The sequence below is a fragment of the Streptomyces sp. NPDC002793 genome (assembly GCF_040295485.1).
GTDB lineage: Bacteria > Actinomycetota > Actinomycetes > Streptomycetales > Streptomycetaceae > Streptomyces.
In genome coordinates this window covers 1-17,846 of record NZ_JBEOVL010000063.1, presented here as the reverse complement: position 1 = coordinate 17,846, position 17,846 = coordinate 1, and the positions used below count along the sequence as shown (strand labels likewise).

Sequence of the window (17,846 nt, the reverse complement as noted above, 5' to 3'; positions counted from 1 at the left end):
CAACAGGGACGCGGTGACGGCGTGGTGGCATGGATCGTGGCCCTGATCGCCGTCGCCGCCGCGCTGTGGTCGGTCTCCCGGATGCAACAGGCCAGGCGGGACGCGTACGCGGCCTCCGCACGCGTGGAACTGATCGAGCGTCAGGCCAGGGCCGCCGAGGCCCGCACCCTCGCCCTCACCGAGGAGATACGTCAGCTCGCCCGCAAGCGGATACCCGCAGCGGCGACCGCGCTCTCCCACCGGACCGCGGCTGTTCCCGGGCTGCGGGAGGCCGCCGGGATCGAGGGCGACGCCGCACGCCTGCTGACCGACGCCGTACAGGCGGCCCGCACGGCGGTGCTGGAGGAACGCGTGCGCGTCGACGCGGCGGCGCGCTCGGCGATGCGCGGCACCTCCGCGAAGATCCAGTCGCTTCTCAACCAGTCGCAGCACCTGCTGCAGGAACTCCAGCACGAGTACGACGACCCGCGGATCCTGCAGCTCGACTTCCGTAACGAACTGGCCCTGCGCCGCACCCAGGCGACGGCCGTGCTCTGCGACGCGTGGCCGGGACTCGCCCGGCAGAACTCCTCTCTCGTCGAGGTCGTGCTCGGTGCGCAGTCCCGGGTCGCGGGGTACGAACGGATCAAGGTCGCCAACCATCTGCGCCAGGAGAGGCTCGCCCTGGTCGCCAGGGCCGCCGAACCGCTCGCGATCGCGCTCGCCGAGCTGCTGGCCAACGCGACGGCGTACTCGCATCCGGACACCGAGGTGCCGGTGACGGTCCAGCAGACGGCGGGGCGCGGTGCTCTGATCCTGGTCGACGACGCCGGGATCGGCATGGACGACGACGCGCTGAAGCGCGCCCGGGCCCTGCTGTCCGGCCCCTCCGAGGTGCTGCTCACCGAGCTGGGCGATCCGCCGCAGACCGGCTTCGCCGTGGTCGGGCGGCTCATCGCGCGGTACGGCTTCAGCTGCCACATCGAGGCGTCGCCGTACGGAGGGATGCGCACGATGCTGCGCGTCCCGGCCCATCTGCTGACCGTGATGGACGACGACCGCACCCTGTCCGTGCTCGCGCCGAAACCGGTCCACGCGCGGGGTGCCGGGGCCGGAGCCGCCTCGCCCGCACCCGACGCCCTCGCCGCGTCCCCGCCACCCGCCGAGCCGGATCCCGCCGTCGAGCGCGCGGCGGGTCCGGCGGAGCTGCCCACCCGACGGCGCAGATCCCCCCGGACGGCCGTCCCGCAGCCGCCGACGGCTCCGCAGCAGGCGGCGGAGGAGCCCGCGCTCCGCACGCCCGAGCAGGCCGGAGCCGCCTGGGCCGCCCTCCAGGAGGGCACCCTCAGCGGCAGGAACGCGCCAGGGCCCGCGGCACCCCCAGCATCCCCATCGGACGACCAAGGAGACGACGAGACGTGAGCACCACCCCCACCGCCGGCGACCTCGCCTGGGTGCTGACCCCCCTGCTGGAGCTGCCCGGAGTGCAGCACGCGGTGGTCGCCACCGGCGACGGGCTCGTCGAAGGCGCCTCGCCGGGCCTGGACCGCGCGTCGGCCGAACGCGTCGCCGCGATGACGGCCACCCTGCACGCGGCGGCCCGAGCCTTCACCACCGCCTTCACCGAGGCCGAGGCGCCGCGGCTGGCCCAGACGGTCGTGGAGTCCGACCTGGGGTTCGCCGTCGTCGTGCCGGCCGGCAGGAACACCACGCTGGCCCTGTTCGCCGCCCCCGACGCCCACCTGGGGAACATCGCCTACCAGATGCAGGTGCAGGTCACCGCACTGACCCGGGCCATGCACGCGCCCACCCGCCGACCGGACGCTGTCACCCGGCCATGAACCCCGGCCCAGGGCGCCGACTGATCCCCGCCTACCTGGTCACCGGTGGCCGCTCCGCGCCCACCGGCCCCGTGCTCGACCGGCTGGCCGTGCTCCTCCGCACGGACTCGGTCCTGCCGCCGGACAGCGGTGCGGAGCAGCGCAGGCTGTGCGAGCTCCTGGAGCCGGGGGCACTCACCGTCGTGGAATGCGCTGCCCATCTGGACCTCCCGGTCAGCGCCACGGTCTTCCTGGCCACGGACCTCGTGGCCGCCGGACATCTGCACGCTCGACCACCGATCCCCAGCGCCGGTGAGATCGACCGGTCGCTCGTCGAGAGGCTGCTCGTTGGACTCCGTTCCCTCCACTGACCGGGGCGTCATCGGCTATCTGCCGAGTGCCGCCGAGACCCTGATGAAGCTCGTCGTCACGGGTCCCTTCGGCGTGGGCAAGACGACCCTGATCCGTACGCTGTCGGAGATCCCGACCCTGCACACGGAAGAGGCGATGACGCAGTCCAGTACGGGACTCGACGACATCGCCGGTCTGCCGGAGAAGACCACGACCACGGTGGCCGTCGACTTCGGGAGACTCACCGTCCAGGACGACCTGGTGCTCTACATGTTCGGCACCCCCGGTCAGGAACGCTTCTTCCCCCTCTGGGAGGACATCGCACGCGGTGCGCTCGGCGCCCTGGTCATGGTCGACACCCGCCGGCTGGAGGACTCCTTCGCCGTCATGGACATGGTGGAGGAGCAGGGGCTGCCGTACGCCGTCGCCGTGAACCGCTTTCCCGACGCCCCCGCCCACGCCGACGAGGTCCTGCGCAAGCACCTCGACCTCGATCCCCGCACCCCGCTCGTGCAGTGCGACGCCCGGGAGCGCCGGGGCAGCATCGACGCCCTGATCGCCCTCGCCGAGCACGCGCTGACCCGTCTGCCCGCGTCCCAGGAAACCCCATGACCTCTCCCGTGACCGGTACCGCACCCGGCGCCGACCGCCCGCTCCTCGAGCCGCTCGCGCTGTACGGTGCCGGCTTCGCCGCCGATCCGCACGGTCACTACCGCAGGCTGCGGGCCCAGGGGCCGCTGGCAAGGGTGCGCATCGCCCCGGGCGTCGACGCACTGCTGGTCACCGACTACCACGCGGCCGTCGACCTGCTGCGGGACACCGAGACCTTCACCAAGGACCCGCGTGCCTGGCAGGCGGGTGTGCCGGCCGACTCGCCGGTCCTGCCCGTGCTCGGGCACCGGCCCACCGCGGCCTTCACCGACGGTGCCGTGCACGCCCGCTACCGCGACGCCATCACCGACACCCTCGCCCTGATCGAACCCCACCGGCTGCGTGGCGAGGTCGCCCGGGTCGCGCAGCGGCTCATCGCGGCGTTCTCGGGCACCGGCACCGGTGACCTCATCGCCCAGTACGCCCGCAGGCTCCCCCTCCACGTCTTCACCGCTTCGCTCGGAGTGCCGCCGGAGGACGTCGGCAGGGTGGTCAGGGGCGTCGGCGGGATGATGGACTCCGAAGGGGACGCGGCGGCCGCGTACGACGACCTCGTCGGCGTGGTCTCCGGCCTGGTCGCCGCACGGCGGGCCCGGCCGGGCCGCGATCTCACCACGGCCCTGCTCGAACACCCGGCGGGTCTCGACGACGACGAGGCCGTGCGGCAGATCACGCTCATCCTCAGCGCGGGCCACGACCCCACGACGAATCTGATCGGCAACGCCCTGCTGCGCATGCTGAGCGACAGCGGCTACGGAAGATCCCTGCACGGCGGCGCGATGACCGCGCGCGAGGCGATCGACGACGTGCTCTGGCGCGATCCTCCCCTGGCCAACATGGGGGCGCACTTCCCCCGTCACGACACCGAGTTCCACGGGGTTCCGCTGCGCTCCGGGCAGCTGGTGCTGGTCTCCTTCGCCGCGGCCAACACCCAGTCGCTCCCCGCCCTTTCGGACTCCGCGGTGCGCTCAGGCGACGGCGCCCACCTGGCGTGGTCGACGGGGCCGCACCGCTGTCCGGCCAAGCAGTCCGCCCTGCTGATGGCGATGACCGCGATCGAACAGCTCACCAGTCAGCTCTGCGACCTGGAACTGGCCGTCGAGCCCGACGCGCTGGTCTGGCGGCCGGGCCCCTTCCACCGCGCCCCGGCGCACCTCCCGGTACGTTTCACGCCGCTCGACACGATCCCCGTACATGACGGCGGGGGTGCACCGGACGACGTCGATCACGTTCAAATCCGTGTCGGTGGTACGCCGAACGGGTGAGGGACGAGAGAATTGCCCGATGAACAGCGAGCGCAGCCGGCGCACAGCCAACCGGCATACGGACGGGGTGGTTCTGTGAGCAGGTACGACAGGTACGACGCCACTGACGAACAATGGGAAGGGCTCGCCCAGGTAGTGCCCCTGCGGGGACGCAACGAATGGCCCTCCCGGGTCGACCACAGGACGGTCCCGGAGCAGCGGGAGGCGGCCGAGCAGCGCCGCTTGGTCGTCCTGCGGGTCCAGGTGTTCGCGGACGCGCGCGAGGTCGCCGAGTACCTGGTGGCGCAGATCCCGGTCCTGCTGGACCTGACCGGCGCCGAGAACGATGTGGCCAAGCGGATCCTGGACTTCAGCAGTGGCGTGGTCTTCGGGCTCGGCAGCGGGATGCACCGGGTGGACCGCAACGTCTTCCTGCTCGCGCCGGTCGGCATGGAGGTCGAGGGGGTCACCGCGGCGGGAGTACCTCACTCGTAGGAAGGCTGTGCGGGTGTGTCGGGTCCGCAGACGACCGCGCGGGAGTACCCCGATCGTAGGAAGGTCGTGCGGGCGGAACGGTTCGCCGCTCACGGGCGTGCGTACGGTCCGCTCATGACTGTGATCTCCTCGGGGCGGCCGTCGGGTACGGCCCGCCCCGCCCGTCCCTTCGTCGGTGAACTCCGGCTCGACGCCTTCGCCTCGCACCGCCGCACCGTCATCCCGCTCGGTCCGCTGACCCTGCTCGCCGGGGGCAGTGGCAGCGGGAAGTCGACCGCCCTGCGCGGGTACGAGGCGCTGGCACGGCTGGCCGCCGGTGACGTGCTGGAGGACGTCTTCCCCGACCCGGCGGCGTGGGTGCCCGAAGGGGCCGGGGCCGACGCGCAGGGGCGGCGCGGATTCAAGCTCGGCTGCACGGTGGAGGGCCCGGCCGGCCCGGTGAGGCTGGATCTCGCCGTGCAGGCCGAGCCCGCCCTCCGTGTCGTCGGCGAGCGGCTGACGGACTGCGGGGAGACCCTGCTGAGCACGGCGCTGCGGGATCCGCGGCGTTCCTGCGTCCAGGCCGCCTGGCACACCGCCGGGACGGTGCCGGTCACCCGGGCCCCGCTGCCCGACGACCGGCTCGGCACGGCGCTGCTGCCGCTGCGGGTGGCGGGGACGACGGACGGGCAACTGAGGGTGCTGGCCGCCGCCGAGCAGGTGGTCGTGGCGCTGCGGTCGGCCTTCGTCTGCGATCCGCAGCCGGGCCGGATGCGTGCCGCGGTACCGGTCGGGGAAGGGCGGCTGACCTCGTGCTGCGACAACCTCGCGGACGTCCTGTACCGCACGCACAGCCAATGCGCCCAGCGGCACGCCCGCTTGGTCGCCGGTGCGGACGCCGGGTGCGCGGGGCGGGTGACGGGGCTGACCGTCGAGCGTCTGGAGGACGGGACCGTGCGTGCCCTGGCCGGCCGGGGGCCCGGCCGCAGCACGCCGATCGGGCGGCTCGGTGACGGTGAGCTCCGCTACCTCGCTCTCGCGCTCGTGCTGTTGACCGGCCCTCACGTCCTGGTGGTGGACCCTGCGGCGGAGGTGCCGTCGGCCATGCAGGCCCTCACCGTGCTGGCCGACGGACTGGACCGGAGTCTGGACGCTCGGCAGGCCGGTGAGTTGCTGGCACTGGCGGCGTCGATCTGTGCGGGCGGGCACATGCGACTGCTGGGGACGGTCGGTGAGGCGACCGCGAGGGCTGCCCGCGGGACGGCCGGGGTGACAGTGGTAGACCTGGAACCGTGACAGAACTGGATGTGGCGCAACTGCAGCGCCGGCTCGCCGACTTCGCGGCGTCCCGGGCCTGGGAGCCCTATCACACGCCCAAGAACCTCTGCGCCGCGCTGAGCGTGGAGGCGGCCGAACTCCTGGAGATCTTCCAGTGGCTGACACCGGAGCAGTCGGCGCGGGTGATGGAGGACCCCGGCACGGCGTTCCGCGTGACGGACGAGGTCGCGGACGTCCTGGCGTACCTGCTGCAGTTCTGCGAGGTCCTGGGCATCGACGCGTTGGCCGCTCTGGCGGCCAAGATCGACCGGAATGAGGCACGCTTCCCGGTGCCCGACGGCAGTGAGTCGACGGATCGTCACTCTTCGGAGTGATCGACTTATGCACAATCGACTTCCTGTCCACAGATTTCCGATTTCCTCTGGCTTTCGTGTGCCGCGACCCTCACTGTGGGTAATGAAGAGGTGAGCGGGTTATCACCCGGATGGTCTCGGCGACGGGGGAATCACATGGAAGCGGAGCGACTGATCGCGCTGGGACGGAGCGCTCTGGCGGAGAGCCGGGGGACGCCGGCCGTCATGGCGGAGGCCTGGCAGGCCCAAGCGCTCGCCCGGGCGGTCGGCGGGCAGTTGGTGAGAGGGGGACCGGCGGAATTACGGGCGGAGGCCCGCGAGCTCAGCGAGACCTGTGCCCTGGGCAGTGCCGTGCTCGACCACCCGATGGTTCCGGCCGGAGGGGTGCGGGCGTCGCAGCTCAGCGACGTGGCTGATGTGCCGAGGGCGTTGGCGGCCCTCGCGCTGCTTCTCGGCGAGGCGGGCATCGCGCTGGTGGGGGTCGCCTGCGGCACGGAGGAGGAAGCGCTCTACTGGCAGTGCATCGAGTCGATAGACGCCGTCGACGAATCGGTGGACCGGATCCACGGCATGCTGAGACGGCTCGCCGAGCAGGAGCGCGAGCACGAGGCGCACCAGGAGCCCGACGGCCCGTTCGGATTGATACACGGACCGGCGGGATTCGTCGCCGGCCAGCCGTGAGGCAGGCGGCCGGGAAACGCCGGCCTGCCGGCGCGGAGGAGGACAGGGCGGACGAGGCGCGGCGGTCGCGAAGGTGCAGGATGGAGGCATGGATCTTCGAATCTTCACCGAGCCCCAGCAAGGGGCGAGCTACGACACCCTGCTCACCGTCGCCAAGGCCACCGAGGACCTGGGCTTCGACGCCTTCTACCGTTCGGACCATTATCTGCGCATGGGCTCCGGCGACGGTCTGCCCGGCCCGACCGACGCGTGGATCACCCTGGCCGGCCTGGCCCGCGAGACCAAGCGGATCCGTCTCGGCACGCTGATGACCGCAGGTACCTTCCGTCTGCCCGGGGTACTGGCCATCCAGGTCGCCCAGGTCGACCAGATGTCCGGCGGACGCGTCGAGCTCGGCCTGGGCGCGGGCTGGTTCGAGGAGGAGCACAAGGCGTACGGCATTCCGTTCCCCAAGGAGAAGTTCGGCCGGCTCGAGGAGCAGCTGGCGATCGTCACCGGCCTGTGGGGGACCAGGACGGGGGAGACGTTCAGCTACGACGGGACGTACTACCAGCTCACCGACTCACCCGCGTTGCCGAAGCCGGCCCAGGCGAAGGTGCCGGTCCTGATCGGCGGCCACGGCGCGGTCCGCACCCCGCGGCTGGCCGCGCGGTACGCCGACGAGTTCAACATCCCCTTCGCGTCGATCGAGGACAGCGAGAAGCAGTTCGGCCGGGTCAGGGACGCGGCCGTGGCGGCGGGCCGTGCCCCCGACGACCTGGTGTACTCCAACGCCCTGGTGGTGTGCGTCGGGAAGAACGACGCCGAAGTGGCGCGCCGCGCGTCCGTGATCGGACGGGAGGTCGAGGAGATTAAGGCGAACGGCCTGGCGGGGACGCCCGACGAGGTGGTCGAGAAGATCGGCCGCTTCGCCGCCATCGGCTCGTCCCGGATCTACCTCCAGGTGCTGGACCTGGACGACCTGGACCATTTGGAGCTGATCTCGTCGCAGGTCCAGTCGCAGCTGGGCTGACGGGGCACCGATCGACCCAGCGCAACCGGACCACCGCACCACCGCGGAGCCTGCCGGATCCAGCCGACTTCGGAGGAGTACCTGTGCACCCCGCCCGGACACCTGACGTCCCACCCCGTCGTACGCTCGGCGACGCGCTCGCCGAGGGGACCGTACTGCTGGACGGAGGGCTCTCCAACCAGTTGGAGGCGCAGGGCTGCGATCTGTCCGACGCCCTGTGGTCGGCCCGGCTGCTGAGCGACGCGCCCCAGCAGATCGAGGCCGCCCACACCGCCTATGCGCGGGCGGGTGCGCAGGTGCTCATCACCGCCAGCTATCAGGCGACCTTCGAAGGCTTCGCGCGGCGCGGGACCGGACGGGCCCGGGCGGCGGAGCTGATGGCCGGCAGCGTGGAGGCGGCACGCCGGGCGGGGACGGTGGCGGGGCGGGAGAGCTGGGTCGCCGCCTCGGTCGGGCCTTACGGGGCGATGCTCGCGGACGGCAGCGAGTACCGGGGCCGGTACGGGTTGACCGTCCGGGAGTTGGCGCGCTTCCACCGGCCCCGGGCGGAAGTGCTGGCCGGGGCGGATCCCGATGTGCTGGCCCTGGAGACGGTCCCGGACATCGACGAGGCCGAGGCCCTGCTGCACGTGGTCCAGGACCTCGGGGTGCCGGTCTGGCTCTCGTACAGCGTGGCGGGTGACCGGACCAGGGCCGGGCAGCCCCTGGCGGAGGCGTTCGGGCTCGTCGCCGGTATCGATCAGGTGGTCGCGGTCGGGGTCAACTGCTGCGATCCCGCCGACGCCGACCGGGCGGTCGAGGTGGCGGCCGCGGCGAGCGGCAAGCCCGTCGTCGTCTATCCGAACAGCGGGGAGGAGTGGGACGCCGACGGCCGGGCCTGGACGGGGGAAGGCACATTCGCATCGGGCAGGGTGCGGGACTGGCAGCGGGCGGGCGCACGTCTGGTCGGTGGCTGCTGTCGGGTCGGCCCGTCCGAGATCGCGGCGCTGGCAGAGCGGCTGGAGTCCACGGAAGCGTGAAAATGCCTGGTAGGGGACAGATCGCCGGACCATACTCGGACGTGTGTTCCTGACTATCAGCACGACCGGCACCCCTGAGCGTCCCGCCACCGATCTCGGCTACCTGCTGCACAAGCATCCTGACAAGGCGCAGACGTATCCGACCTCGCACGGCACCGCCCATGTCTTCTACCCCGAGGCATCCGCGGAGCGCTGTACCGCGGCACTGCTGCTCGAGGTGGATCCGGTGGCGCTGGTGAGGCGCGGCAAGGGCAAGGGCCGGGGCGGAGCCCCCGACGCGGCGCTCGCGCAGTACGTCAACGACCGGCCGTACGCGGCGTCGTCGCTGCTGTCGGTCGCGATGACGACAGTGTTCAAGTCCGCGCTCAACGGGGCGTGCCGCGCGATGCCCCAGCGGGCGGAGGAGCCCCTCCCACTGCGGATCGAGGTGCCCGCGCTGCCCGCGCGCGGAGGTGCGGACCTCGTGCACAAGCTCTTCACGCCGCTCGGCTGGACGCGGGTGGACGCCGTGGCCGTACCCCTGGACGAGCAGTTCCCGGAGTGGGGCGACTCGCGCTACGTACGGCTGGTGCTGGAGGGGGAGTTGCGGCTCGCTGACGCCCTGCGTCAGCTGTACGTCCTGCTGCCGGTGCTCGACGACGCCAAGCACTACTGGGTCGCTCCCGACGAGGTCGACAAACTGCTCCGGGCCGGCGAGGGGTGGCTGGCAGGCCACCCCGAGCAGAAGCTGATCACCAGCCGGTACCTCTCCCGCCGCTGGGGGCTCACGCGGCAGGCGATGGAGCGGCTCGAACTGGTGCGGCTCGCGGAGTCGGACGACCTCGAGGTGGAGAGCATCGACAACGCGGTGGACGAGACCACCGACACCGAGGAGAAGCCGGTCCCGCTCGCCGAGCGGCGCCGCGAGGCGGTCCTGGAGGCACTCCGCGCAGCCGGGGCGGCACGGGTGCTCGACCTGGGCTGCGGACAGGGCCAGTTGGTGCAGGCCCTGCTCAAGGACGTGCGCTTCACGGAGATCGTCGGGGTCGACGTGTCCATGCGGGCCCTGACCGTCGCCGCCCGCCGGCTGAAGCTGGACCGGATGGGCGAGCGGCAGGCCGGGCGGGTCACCCTCCGCCAGGGCGCGCTCACCTACACCGACAAACAGCTGAAGGGGTACGACGCCGCCGTGCTGAGCGAGGTGATCGAGCACCTCGACCTGCCGCGGCTCCCGGCCCTGGAATACGCGGTCTTCGGCTCCACGCGACCGCGGACCGTGCTCGTGACGACGCCCAACGTCGAGTACAACGTCCGCTGGGAGACGCTTCCCGCCGGTCACGTACGTCACGGCGACCACCGCTTCGAGTGGACCAGGGGGGAGTTCCGGGACTGGGCGGGACAGGTGGCCGGACGCCACGGCTACACGGTGGAGTACGTGCCCGTGGGCCCGGAGGACCCCGAGGTGGGGCCGCCCACCCAGATGGCCGTGTTCACGATGACCACCGTCCAGGAGAAGACGAAGGAGGCGAAGGCCGCATGACCGGTACCTCTCGCACACTGCCGGTGACCGACCTGTCCCTCGTCGTCCTCATCGGCGCCAGCGGCTCGGGCAAGTCCACCTTCGCCCGCAAGCACTTCAAGCCGACCGAGATCGTCTCGTCGGACTTCTGCCGGGGGCTCGTCGCCGACGACGAGAACGACCAGAGCGCCAGCCGGGACGCCTTCGACGTCCTCCACTACATCGCGGGCAAGCGCCTCGCCGCGGGCCGGCTCACCGTCGTCGACGCCACCAACGTGCAGGCGGAGAGCCGTAAACAGCTCGTCCAGCTGGCCCGGGAGCATGACGTACTGCCCATCGCCATCGTGCTGGACCTCCCGGAAGAGCTCTGCCAGGCACGCAACGCCACCCGCCCCGACCGCGCCTCCATGCCCCGCCACGTCGTGCAGCGCCACCGCCGTGAGCTGCGCCGCTCGCTGCGCGGACTGGAGCGCGAGGGCTTCCGCAAGGTGCACGTCCTGCGCACCGAGGAGGAGGCCGACAGCGCCGAAGTCGTCCTGGAACGCCGTTACAACGACCTCCGGCACCTCACCGGACCCTTCGACATCATCGGCGACATCCACGGCTGCAGCTCCGAGCTGGACACCCTGCTCGGCACGCTGGGCTACAAGGACGGAACCCACCCCGAGGGGCGTACCGCCGTGTTCGTGGGGGACCTCGTGGACCGCGGCCCCGACAGCCCAGGTGTGCTGCGCCGCGTCATGTCGATGGTGGCGTCGGGCGACGCGCTGTGTGTCCCCGGCAACCACGAGAACAAGCTCGGCCGCTATCTCAAGGGGCGCAAGGTCCGGCACAGTCACGGTCTCGCGCAGACCGTCGAGCAGCTGGAACGGGAGGACGCCGAGCACCCCGAGTTCCGCGGGCAGGTCGCGGAGTTCATCGACGGTCTGGTCAGCCACTACGTCCTGGACGGGGGCAGGCTGGTCGTCTGCCACGCGGGGCTGCCCGAGAAGTACCACGGGCGCACCTCCGGACGGGTCCGGTCGCACGCACTGTACGGGGAGACGACCGGGGAGACCGACGAGTTCGGCCTGCCCGTGCGCTACCCGTGGGCCGAGGAGTACCGGGGCAGCGCCGCGGTGGTCTACGGCCACACGCCGGTGCCCACCGCCTCCTGGCTGAACAACACCCTCTGCCTGGACACCGGGGCGGTCTTCGGCGGGAAGATGACCGCGCTGCGCTGGCCGGAGCGCGAGATCGTCGACGTACCGGCCGAGCGCGTCTGGTACGAGCCGGTGAAACCGCTGACCACCGAAGCCCCCGGCGGACGCGAGGGCCGCCCGCTCGACCTCGCCGATGTGCAGGGCCGCCGCGTCGTGGAGACGCGGCACATGGGCCGTGTCGCGGTGCGTGAGGAGAACGCGGCGGCGGCGCTCGAGGTCATGAGCCGCTTCGCCGTCGACCCCAGACTGCTGACCTACCTTCCGCCGACCATGGCCCCGACCGCGACATCCCGCGAGGAGGGCTTCCTGGAGCATCCGGCCGAGGCCCTCGCGCAGTACCGCGACGACGGTGTCGCCAGGGTCGTCTGCGAGGAGAAGCACATGGGCTCGCGCGCCGTGGCGCTGGTCTGCCGCGACGCCGACGCCGCACGTGAGCGCTTCGGGGCCGGGGGTGCCACCGGTGTCCTGCACACCCGCACCGGACGGCCGTTCCTGGACGATGCGGCACTCACCGAGGTCGTCCTCGGCCGACTGCGCGCGGCCGTCACCGCCGCCGGACTCTGGGAGGAGTGGAACACCGACTGGGTGGTGCTCGACGCCGAGCTGATGCCCTGGTCCCTCAAGGCCGCCGGGCTGCTGCGCTCGCAGTACGCGGCAGTGGGCGCCGCCGCCGGCGCGGTCCTGCCCGCGGCCGGCGACGCGCTGGCCGCGGCGGCTTCGCGCGGGGTCGACGTCGGTGACCTCGCGGCCCGCCAGGAGGGGCGCGCCGAGGACGCGGCCGCCTTCACCGAGGCGTACCGGCGTTACTGCTGGAGCACCGAAGGGCTGGACGGCGTCCGGCTCGCACCGTTCCAGATCCTCGCCGTGCAGGGCCGTTCGCTGGCCTCCGTACCGCACGACGAGCAGCTGGCGTGGCTGGACCGCCTCGTCGAGCACGACCCGACGGGGCTGCTCCAGGTCACCCGGCGTCTCGTCGTCGACACGGGGGACGAGGCCTCCGTGCGTTCCGGGATCGACTGGTGGCTGGAGATGACAGGCCGGGGCGGCGAAGGCATGGTCGTCAAGCCGCTCGGCGCCCTCGTCAGGGACGCGAAGGGCAGGCTCGTCCAGCCGGGCGTCAAGGTGCGCGGCCGGGAGTACCTGCGGATCATCTACGGACCCGAGTACACGCGGCCGCAGAATCTGGAGCGGCTGCGTTCCCGCTTCCTCGGCCACAAGCGGTCGCTGGCCCTGCGGGAGTACGCCCTCGGGCTGGAGGCGCTCGACCGGCTCGCCGAGGGGGAGCCGCTGTGGCGGGTCCATGAGGCGGTCTTCGCGGTGCTCGCACTGGAGTCGGAGCCCGTCGACCCGCGGCTGTAGGACGCCCCGGCCGGAATCCGGTGGCGGTTCGCGGGGTGAACGGCGTCCCGCGCGGTGAGGATGAGGGCATGGGATTCCATGTCGATTCCGAGGCCGGGCGGCTGCGCCGCGTCATCCTGCACCGCCCCGATCTGGAGCTGAAACGGCTCACCCCCAGCAACAAGGACGCGCTCCTGTTCGACGACGTGCTGTGGGTGCGCCGCGCCAGGGAGGAGCACGACGGTTTCGCCGACGTGCTGCGTGACCGCGGTGTGGAGGTGCACTTCTTCGGCGAGCTGCTCCGTGAGGCGCTCGGCATCCCGGTGGCGAGGCGGCTCGTCCTCGACCGGGTCTTCGCGGAGAAGGAGTACGGTCCGCTCGCCACCGAGCACCTGCGCGCCGCCTTCGACGAGCTGCCCGCGGCGGAACTGGCCGAGGCCCTGGTCGGCGGGATGACGAAACGGGAGTTCCTGGAACGCCACTCCGAACCGACCTCCGTCCGCTTCCACGTCATGGATCTGGACGACTTCCTGCTCAGCCCCCTGCCCAACCACATCTTCACCCGTGACACGTCCGCCTGGATCTATGACGGCGTGTCCATCAACGCGATGCGCTGGCCGGCCAGACAGCGCGAGACCGTGCACTTCGAGGCGATCTACCGGCACCACCCCCTCTTCACCGGCCCCGAGGCGGGCGTCTTCCACCACTGGTCGGAGGGCCAGGACGACTATCCGTCCACCATCGAGGGCGGCGACGTCCTCGTGATCGGCCGGGGTGCCGTCCTGATCGGGATGAGCGAACGCACCACCCCGCAGGCAGTGGAGATGCTGGCCAGAGGGCTCTTCGACGCGGGTTCGGCCCGGACGATCGTGGCGCTCGACATGCCGAAGCGCAGGGCGTTCATGCACCTCGACACGGTGATGACGATGATCGACGGGGACACCTTCACCCAGTACGCCGGGCTGGGCATGCTCCGCTCCTACACGATCGAGCCCGGCGCGGGCCCACGTGAACTGAAGGTCACCGACCATCCCCCGGAGCACATGCACCGGGCCATCGCCGCCGCTCTCGGTCTGGACGCGATCCGGGTGCTCACCGCCACCCAGGACGTGCACGCGGCGGAACGGGAGCAGTGGGACGACGGTTGCAACGTGCTGGCCGTGGAGCCCGGTGTCGTCGTCGCGTACGAGCGCAACGCCACCACCAACACCCATCTGCGCAAGGAAGGCATCGAGGTCATCGAGATCCGGGGCAGCGAGCTGGGCCGGGGCCGGGGCGGTCCGCGCTGCATGAGCTGCCCCGTGGTGCGCGATCCCGTATGAGGCGATACGAGCCGCCGTATAGCGATGCGGTGTCTCGTATAGACTTCCAGGAATATCGCAGCACGCCCGCAGCCTGACCCAGGAGCAGTCACCATGGCCATAGACCTCACGGGCCGCCATTTCCTCAAGGAGCTGGACTTCACGGCCGAGGAGTTCCGCGGCCTGATCGCTCTGTCCGCCGAGCTCAAGGCGGCCAAGAAGGCGGGCGAGGAGGTGCGGCGGCTGCGCGGCAAGAACATCGCGCTGATCTTCGAGAAGACCTCGACGCGGACCCGTTGCGCGTTCGAGGTGGCCGCTGCCGACCAGGGGGCGTCCACGACGTTCCTCGACCCTGCCGGCTCACAGATGGGGCACAAGGAGTCGGTGAAGGACACCGCGCGGGTGCTCGGCCGGATGTTCGACGGCATCGAGTACCGCGGCGACAGCCAGCAGGTCGTCGAGGAGCTGGCGGCGTACGGCGGCGTGCCGGTGTTCAACGGTCTCACCGATGACTGGCACCCCACCCAGATGCTCGCCGACCTCCTCACGATGACCGAGCACAGCGCGAAGCCCCTGGAGGAGATCACCTTCGCCTACCTGGGCGACGCCCGTTTCAACATGGGCAACTCCTACCTCGTCACCGGAGCGCTGCTCGGCATGGACGTCCGGATCGTCGCCCCCGCCGCCTACTGGCCGGTGCAGGAGGTCGTGGACCGGGCGCGTGCGCTCGCGGAGTCCAGCGGCGCGCGCATCACCCTCACCGAGGACGTCGCCGAGGGCGTGCGGGGGGCCGACTTCGTCGGCACCGACGTCTGGGTCTCCATGGGGGAGCCCAAGGAGGTCTGGGACGAGCGCATCGCCTCCCTCGTGCCCTACTGCGTGACCATGGACGTCCTGCGTGCCACGGGCAACGACGACGTCAGGTTCCTGCACTGCCTCCCGGCCTTCCACGATCTCGGTACGGAGGTGGGCAGGGAGATCCACGAGCGGCACGGTCTGTCGGAGTTGGAGGTCACCGACGAGGTCTTCGAGTCCCCGCACTCCGTCGTCTTCGACGAGGCCGAGAACCGGATGCACACGATCAAGGCGGTACTCGTCGCCACGATGGCAGGCGGCACGCGGGTGGCGTGAACGAGCGGCCTGAAGCGGGCCGCATGGACATGCACCCGATTGGGTGAACATGCGTGCAAGTGGCTACGATGGTGTCACTTGGTGGGGTTCGGGCTCGCATGTCCGGACCCCTTCGCATGTGCCCGGTCCGGAGCGCATGCCGGATGGCGAGCCCCCCACGGCTCGTCGCCCCCGCACCGCCAGAGAAGAGACCCCGTCCCCCCATGAGCCCCGCCTCCCGCACCCCGCAAGCCCTCGCACGCGCGACGAGGGCGCGCGTCAAGAGCCCCGACCTGCTGCTCGCCGAGTCCGGAGCCGACCTGGAAGGGCACGGCCTGCGGCGCACCATGGGGCTGTTCCAGCTCGTGTGCTTCGGGGTCGGGGCGATCGTCGGCACCGGGATCTTCGTCGGGCTGTCCGACAGCGTCGCCGAGGCGGGCCCCGCCGTGGTGGTGTCGTTCGTCCTCGCCGCCGTCACCTGCATCTTCACCGCCTTCTCCTTCGCCGAGCTGGGCGGCGCCATCCCCGTCTCCGGCAGCTCCTACTCCTTCGCGTACGCCACGCTCGGGGAGCGGGTCGCGTTCCTCGTCGGCTGGTGCCTGCTGCTGGAGTACGGCGTCTCGGTCTCCGCCGTGGCGGTCGGGTGGAGCCAGTACGTCAACGAACTGCTCGACAGCCTCATCGGCCTGCGGCTTCCCGAGGCGCTCTCCTCCGGGCCCGGCGACGGTGGTGTGATCAACCTGCCGGCGGTCGTCGTGGTCATGATGGCGGCCACCCTGCTGGTCCGCGGCATCAGGGAGAGCGCGGGGGCCACGGCGGCGATGGCGGTGCTGAAGATCGGCATCCTGATCGCGTTCTGCGCGGTCGCCTTCACCGCGTTCCAGGACGGTCACCTCTCACCGTTCGCCCCGCACGGCGTGGCCGGGGTCACCGCCGGCGCGTCGGTGGCGTTCTTCTCGTACATCGGCTTCGACGCCATCACCACCGCCGGCGAGGAGGTCAGGAACCCCCGTCGGAACATCCCGATCGCCATCATGATCTGCATCGGCGTGGTCACGCTGCTCTACTGCGCGGTGGCCCTCGGTGCCATCGGCGCGCTGGGTGCCGACGCCGTGTCGGACAAGCCGGCCGCGCTCTCGCTGGTCGTGGACGAGGTCACCGGGTCGAGTGTCGGCGGAGGGGTGATCGCCTTCGGCGCGGTCGTCGCGATCGCGTCCGTCGTCCTCGCGGTGATGTACGGCCAGACCCGGATCCTGATGTCCATGTCCCGCGACGGCCTGATCCCCAGGGTCTTCGAACGGGTGTCGCCGAAGACTCGTACGCCGGTCGCCAACACCTGGATCGTCGCCACCGTCTTCGCGGTCCCGGCCGCGTTCTCGTCCCTCGATGTCGTCGTGAACCTGACGACCATCGGCACGCTCGCCACCATGGCCGTGGTCAATGTCGCCGTCATCGCGCTGCGCCGCAGCGCCCCGGAGCTGAAGCGTTCCTTCCGGGTGCCGCTCCACCCGCTCAGTCCGGCCCTCGGCGTCGGCTTCTGCCTGTATCTGATGTACGGGACGGGCTGGACGACCTGGCTGCAGTTCGCGGTCTTCCTGCTGGTGGGCGCCCTGGTGTACGCGGGATACGGCCGCAGCCGCTCCCGGCTCGTCAACCCCGGGGCGTCGCAGGACCCGGCGGGGTCAGGCCCGAGCGCAGGGTGAACCAGACCGCCTTGCCGTGTTCCGTGGGGCGGTGACCGCAGGCGGAGCTGAGGGCGCGTATCAGGAGCAGCCCCCGGCCGTGCTCCTGCCAGGGGTCCGGCGTACTGCCGGGCAGCGGCCGGGAGAGGCCGCCGGGCGGCCCCGGGTCGTGGTCGTGGACCTCCACCTGGCAGCCGGACGCCAGGAGCTCGACCACCAGCTCGATGGGCCCCGAGCCGTCGGTGTGCTCCACGGCGTTGGCGACCAGCTCGGCGGTCAGCAGCTCGGCGGTGTCGCTGTCCGCGGGCACGTCGAGGTCCGCCAGCGCCGTACGGACGAGGGCGCGGGCGATCGGCACCGCGGCCGTCGAGTGCGGCAGGGTGATACGCCAGGAGGGCGGCGGGGGCGCGGGTGCGTCGGGGGGCAATGCGGGAGCTTCCGTTCGGGAGCGAGGCATCCGGCGGGTGACTTCCTTGCGTACCGGGCGGCTGCGCCCGGGACCGCGTCCTCCGTCACCGGAAAGTACGGGGTCCGTACCAGGACTTCCTGCGCTCAACCATACGAAGCATGACGCCCCGGACATAGAGGCGGGCGACAGGCGTAAAAGGGACCTTCGCCACAGTGGTGACGGCTCCGGCGTCAGGAGCCCGGTCGAGGAGCTCGGTGCCGGCCGACGTGAGTGACTCCCTGTGAACGGCTGACCGGTCCGATCACGGGCTGTGCGCCACCGGGGGGCGTCGCCCCTCTGCCGGTGGGCCCTAGGGCGTGTTTCGAAAGTAGCGCCGTCCGCCCGAAGGGCGGGCCTGGCGGCGTCTGGTGCGTGCGATCGCAAGGCGGAGGGTCGCCCCGATAC

At 71.5% G+C, this 17,846-nt stretch carries 17 protein-coding genes; 16 read left to right on the top strand and 1 reads right to left on the bottom strand.

Annotation, left to right across the window (positions count from 1 at the left end; translation table 11 throughout):
• The first annotated feature begins 21 nt into the window (after positions 1–21).
• From ABT001_RS33225 to ABT001_RS33150, 16 genes are all read left to right on the top strand, one after another.
• Positions 22–1,401, top strand: coding sequence for an ATP-binding protein (locus tag ABT001_RS33225; RefSeq protein WP_351285150.1), 1,380 nt, complete (start codon positions 22–24; stop codon positions 1,399–1,401).
• Positions 1,398–1,820: a roadblock/LC7 domain-containing protein gene (locus ABT001_RS33220; protein ID WP_351285149.1), complete on the top strand. Its 423-nt coding sequence runs from the start codon at positions 1,398–1,400 to the stop codon at positions 1,818–1,820. Before ABT001_RS33225 ends, ABT001_RS33220 begins: the two co-directional genes overlap by 4 nt.
• The gene (locus ABT001_RS33215) at positions 1,817–2,170 is read left to right on the top strand and encodes a DUF742 domain-containing protein (protein WP_351285147.1); all 354 of its coding nucleotides are present in this window, start codon (positions 1,817–1,819) and stop codon (positions 2,168–2,170) included. Before ABT001_RS33220 ends, ABT001_RS33215 begins: the two co-directional genes overlap by 4 nt.
• Positions 2,148–2,762: a GTP-binding protein gene (locus ABT001_RS33210; RefSeq protein ID WP_351285145.1), complete on the top strand. Its 615-nt coding sequence runs from the start codon at positions 2,148–2,150 to the stop codon at positions 2,760–2,762. Before ABT001_RS33215 ends, ABT001_RS33210 begins: the two co-directional genes overlap by 23 nt.
• On the top strand, positions 2,759–4,066 hold the full coding sequence (locus ABT001_RS33205) for a cytochrome P450 family protein (RefSeq protein ID WP_351285143.1): 1,308 nt from the start codon (positions 2,759–2,761) through the stop codon (positions 4,064–4,066). The genes ABT001_RS33210 and ABT001_RS33205 overlap by 4 nt, the downstream gene beginning before the upstream one ends.
• Positions 4,067–4,141: 75 nt before the next feature.
• Positions 4,142–4,540, top strand: coding sequence for a cell division protein SepF (locus tag ABT001_RS33200; protein WP_351285141.1), 399 nt, complete (start codon positions 4,142–4,144; stop codon positions 4,538–4,540).
• 66 nt (positions 4,541–4,606) lie between these two features.
• The gene (locus ABT001_RS33195; protein ID WP_502967567.1) at positions 4,607–5,815 is read left to right on the top strand and encodes an AAA family ATPase; all 1,209 of its coding nucleotides are present in this window, start codon (positions 4,607–4,609) and stop codon (positions 5,813–5,815) included.
• Complete coding sequence (locus ABT001_RS33190) at positions 5,812–6,171, top strand: nucleotide pyrophosphohydrolase (protein ID WP_351285138.1); 360 nt, start codon at positions 5,812–5,814, stop codon at positions 6,169–6,171. The genes ABT001_RS33195 and ABT001_RS33190 overlap by 4 nt, the downstream gene beginning before the upstream one ends.
• 135 nt (positions 6,172–6,306) lie before the next feature.
• Positions 6,307–6,831 (top strand): DUF6099 family protein, encoded by a 525-nt coding sequence (locus tag ABT001_RS33185; protein ID WP_351285137.1) that lies wholly within the window; start codon positions 6,307–6,309, stop codon positions 6,829–6,831.
• 88 nt (positions 6,832–6,919) lie between these two features.
• The gene (locus ABT001_RS33180; protein ID WP_351285136.1) at positions 6,920–7,843 is read left to right on the top strand and encodes an LLM class F420-dependent oxidoreductase; all 924 of its coding nucleotides are present in this window, start codon (positions 6,920–6,922) and stop codon (positions 7,841–7,843) included.
• Positions 7,844–7,926: 83 nt separating this feature from the next.
• Positions 7,927–8,862, top strand: a complete 936-nt coding sequence (gene mmuM, locus ABT001_RS33175; RefSeq protein WP_351285135.1) for a homocysteine S-methyltransferase — start codon at positions 7,927–7,929, stop codon at positions 8,860–8,862.
• Between the two features lie 43 nt (positions 8,863–8,905).
• Complete coding sequence (locus tag ABT001_RS33170; RefSeq protein WP_351285134.1) at positions 8,906–10,381, top strand: 3' terminal RNA ribose 2'-O-methyltransferase Hen1; 1,476 nt, start codon at positions 8,906–8,908, stop codon at positions 10,379–10,381.
• Positions 10,378–12,921: a polynucleotide kinase-phosphatase gene (locus tag ABT001_RS33165; protein WP_351285132.1), complete on the top strand. Its 2,544-nt coding sequence runs from the start codon at positions 10,378–10,380 to the stop codon at positions 12,919–12,921. The genes ABT001_RS33170 and ABT001_RS33165 overlap by 4 nt, the downstream gene beginning before the upstream one ends.
• Before the next feature lie 68 nt (positions 12,922–12,989).
• The gene (locus ABT001_RS33160) at positions 12,990–14,222 is read left to right on the top strand and encodes an arginine deiminase (protein ID WP_351285130.1); all 1,233 of its coding nucleotides are present in this window, start codon (positions 12,990–12,992) and stop codon (positions 14,220–14,222) included.
• Between the two features lie 93 nt (positions 14,223–14,315).
• Positions 14,316–15,332 carry an ornithine carbamoyltransferase gene (argF, locus tag ABT001_RS33155; protein WP_351285129.1) on the top strand — a complete coding sequence of 339 codons (1,017 nt, stop codon included), beginning with the start codon at positions 14,316–14,318 and terminating at the stop codon, positions 15,330–15,332.
• Between the two features lie 203 nt (positions 15,333–15,535).
• Positions 15,536–17,014 carry an amino acid permease gene (locus ABT001_RS33150; protein WP_351285128.1) on the top strand — a complete coding sequence of 493 codons (1,479 nt, stop codon included), beginning with the start codon at positions 15,536–15,538 and terminating at the stop codon, positions 17,012–17,014.
• On the opposite strand, the gene ABT001_RS33145 is transcribed toward ABT001_RS33150, so the two are convergent.
• Positions 16,962–17,420, bottom strand: coding sequence for an ATP-binding protein (locus ABT001_RS33145; RefSeq protein WP_351285127.1), 459 nt, complete (start codon positions 17,418–17,420; stop codon positions 16,962–16,964). The two genes, ABT001_RS33150 and ABT001_RS33145, sit on opposite strands and share 53 nt — an antisense overlap.
• Positions 17,421–17,846: the final 426 nt, after the last annotated feature.

Coding starts and splice junctions, on each gene's coding strand:
- ABT001_RS33215 (WP_351285147.1), top strand. CDS start 1,817: ATGAACCCCGGCCCAGGGCGCCGACTGATCCCCGCCTACCTGGTCACC.
- ABT001_RS33205 (WP_351285143.1), top strand. CDS start 2,759: ATGACCTCTCCCGTGACCGGTACCGCACCCGGCGCCGACCGCCCGCTC.
- ABT001_RS33185 (WP_351285137.1), top strand. CDS start 6,307: ATGGAAGCGGAGCGACTGATCGCGCTGGGACGGAGCGCTCTGGCGGAG.
- ABT001_RS33180 (WP_351285136.1), top strand. CDS start 6,920: ATGGATCTTCGAATCTTCACCGAGCCCCAGCAAGGGGCGAGCTACGAC.
- ABT001_RS33165 (WP_351285132.1), top strand. CDS start 10,378: ATGACCGGTACCTCTCGCACACTGCCGGTGACCGACCTGTCCCTCGTC.
- ABT001_RS33160 (WP_351285130.1), top strand. CDS start 12,990: ATGGGATTCCATGTCGATTCCGAGGCCGGGCGGCTGCGCCGCGTCATC.
- argF (WP_351285129.1), top strand. CDS start 14,316: ATGGCCATAGACCTCACGGGCCGCCATTTCCTCAAGGAGCTGGACTTC.
- ABT001_RS33150 (WP_351285128.1), top strand. CDS start 15,536: ATGAGCCCCGCCTCCCGCACCCCGCAAGCCCTCGCACGCGCGACGAGG.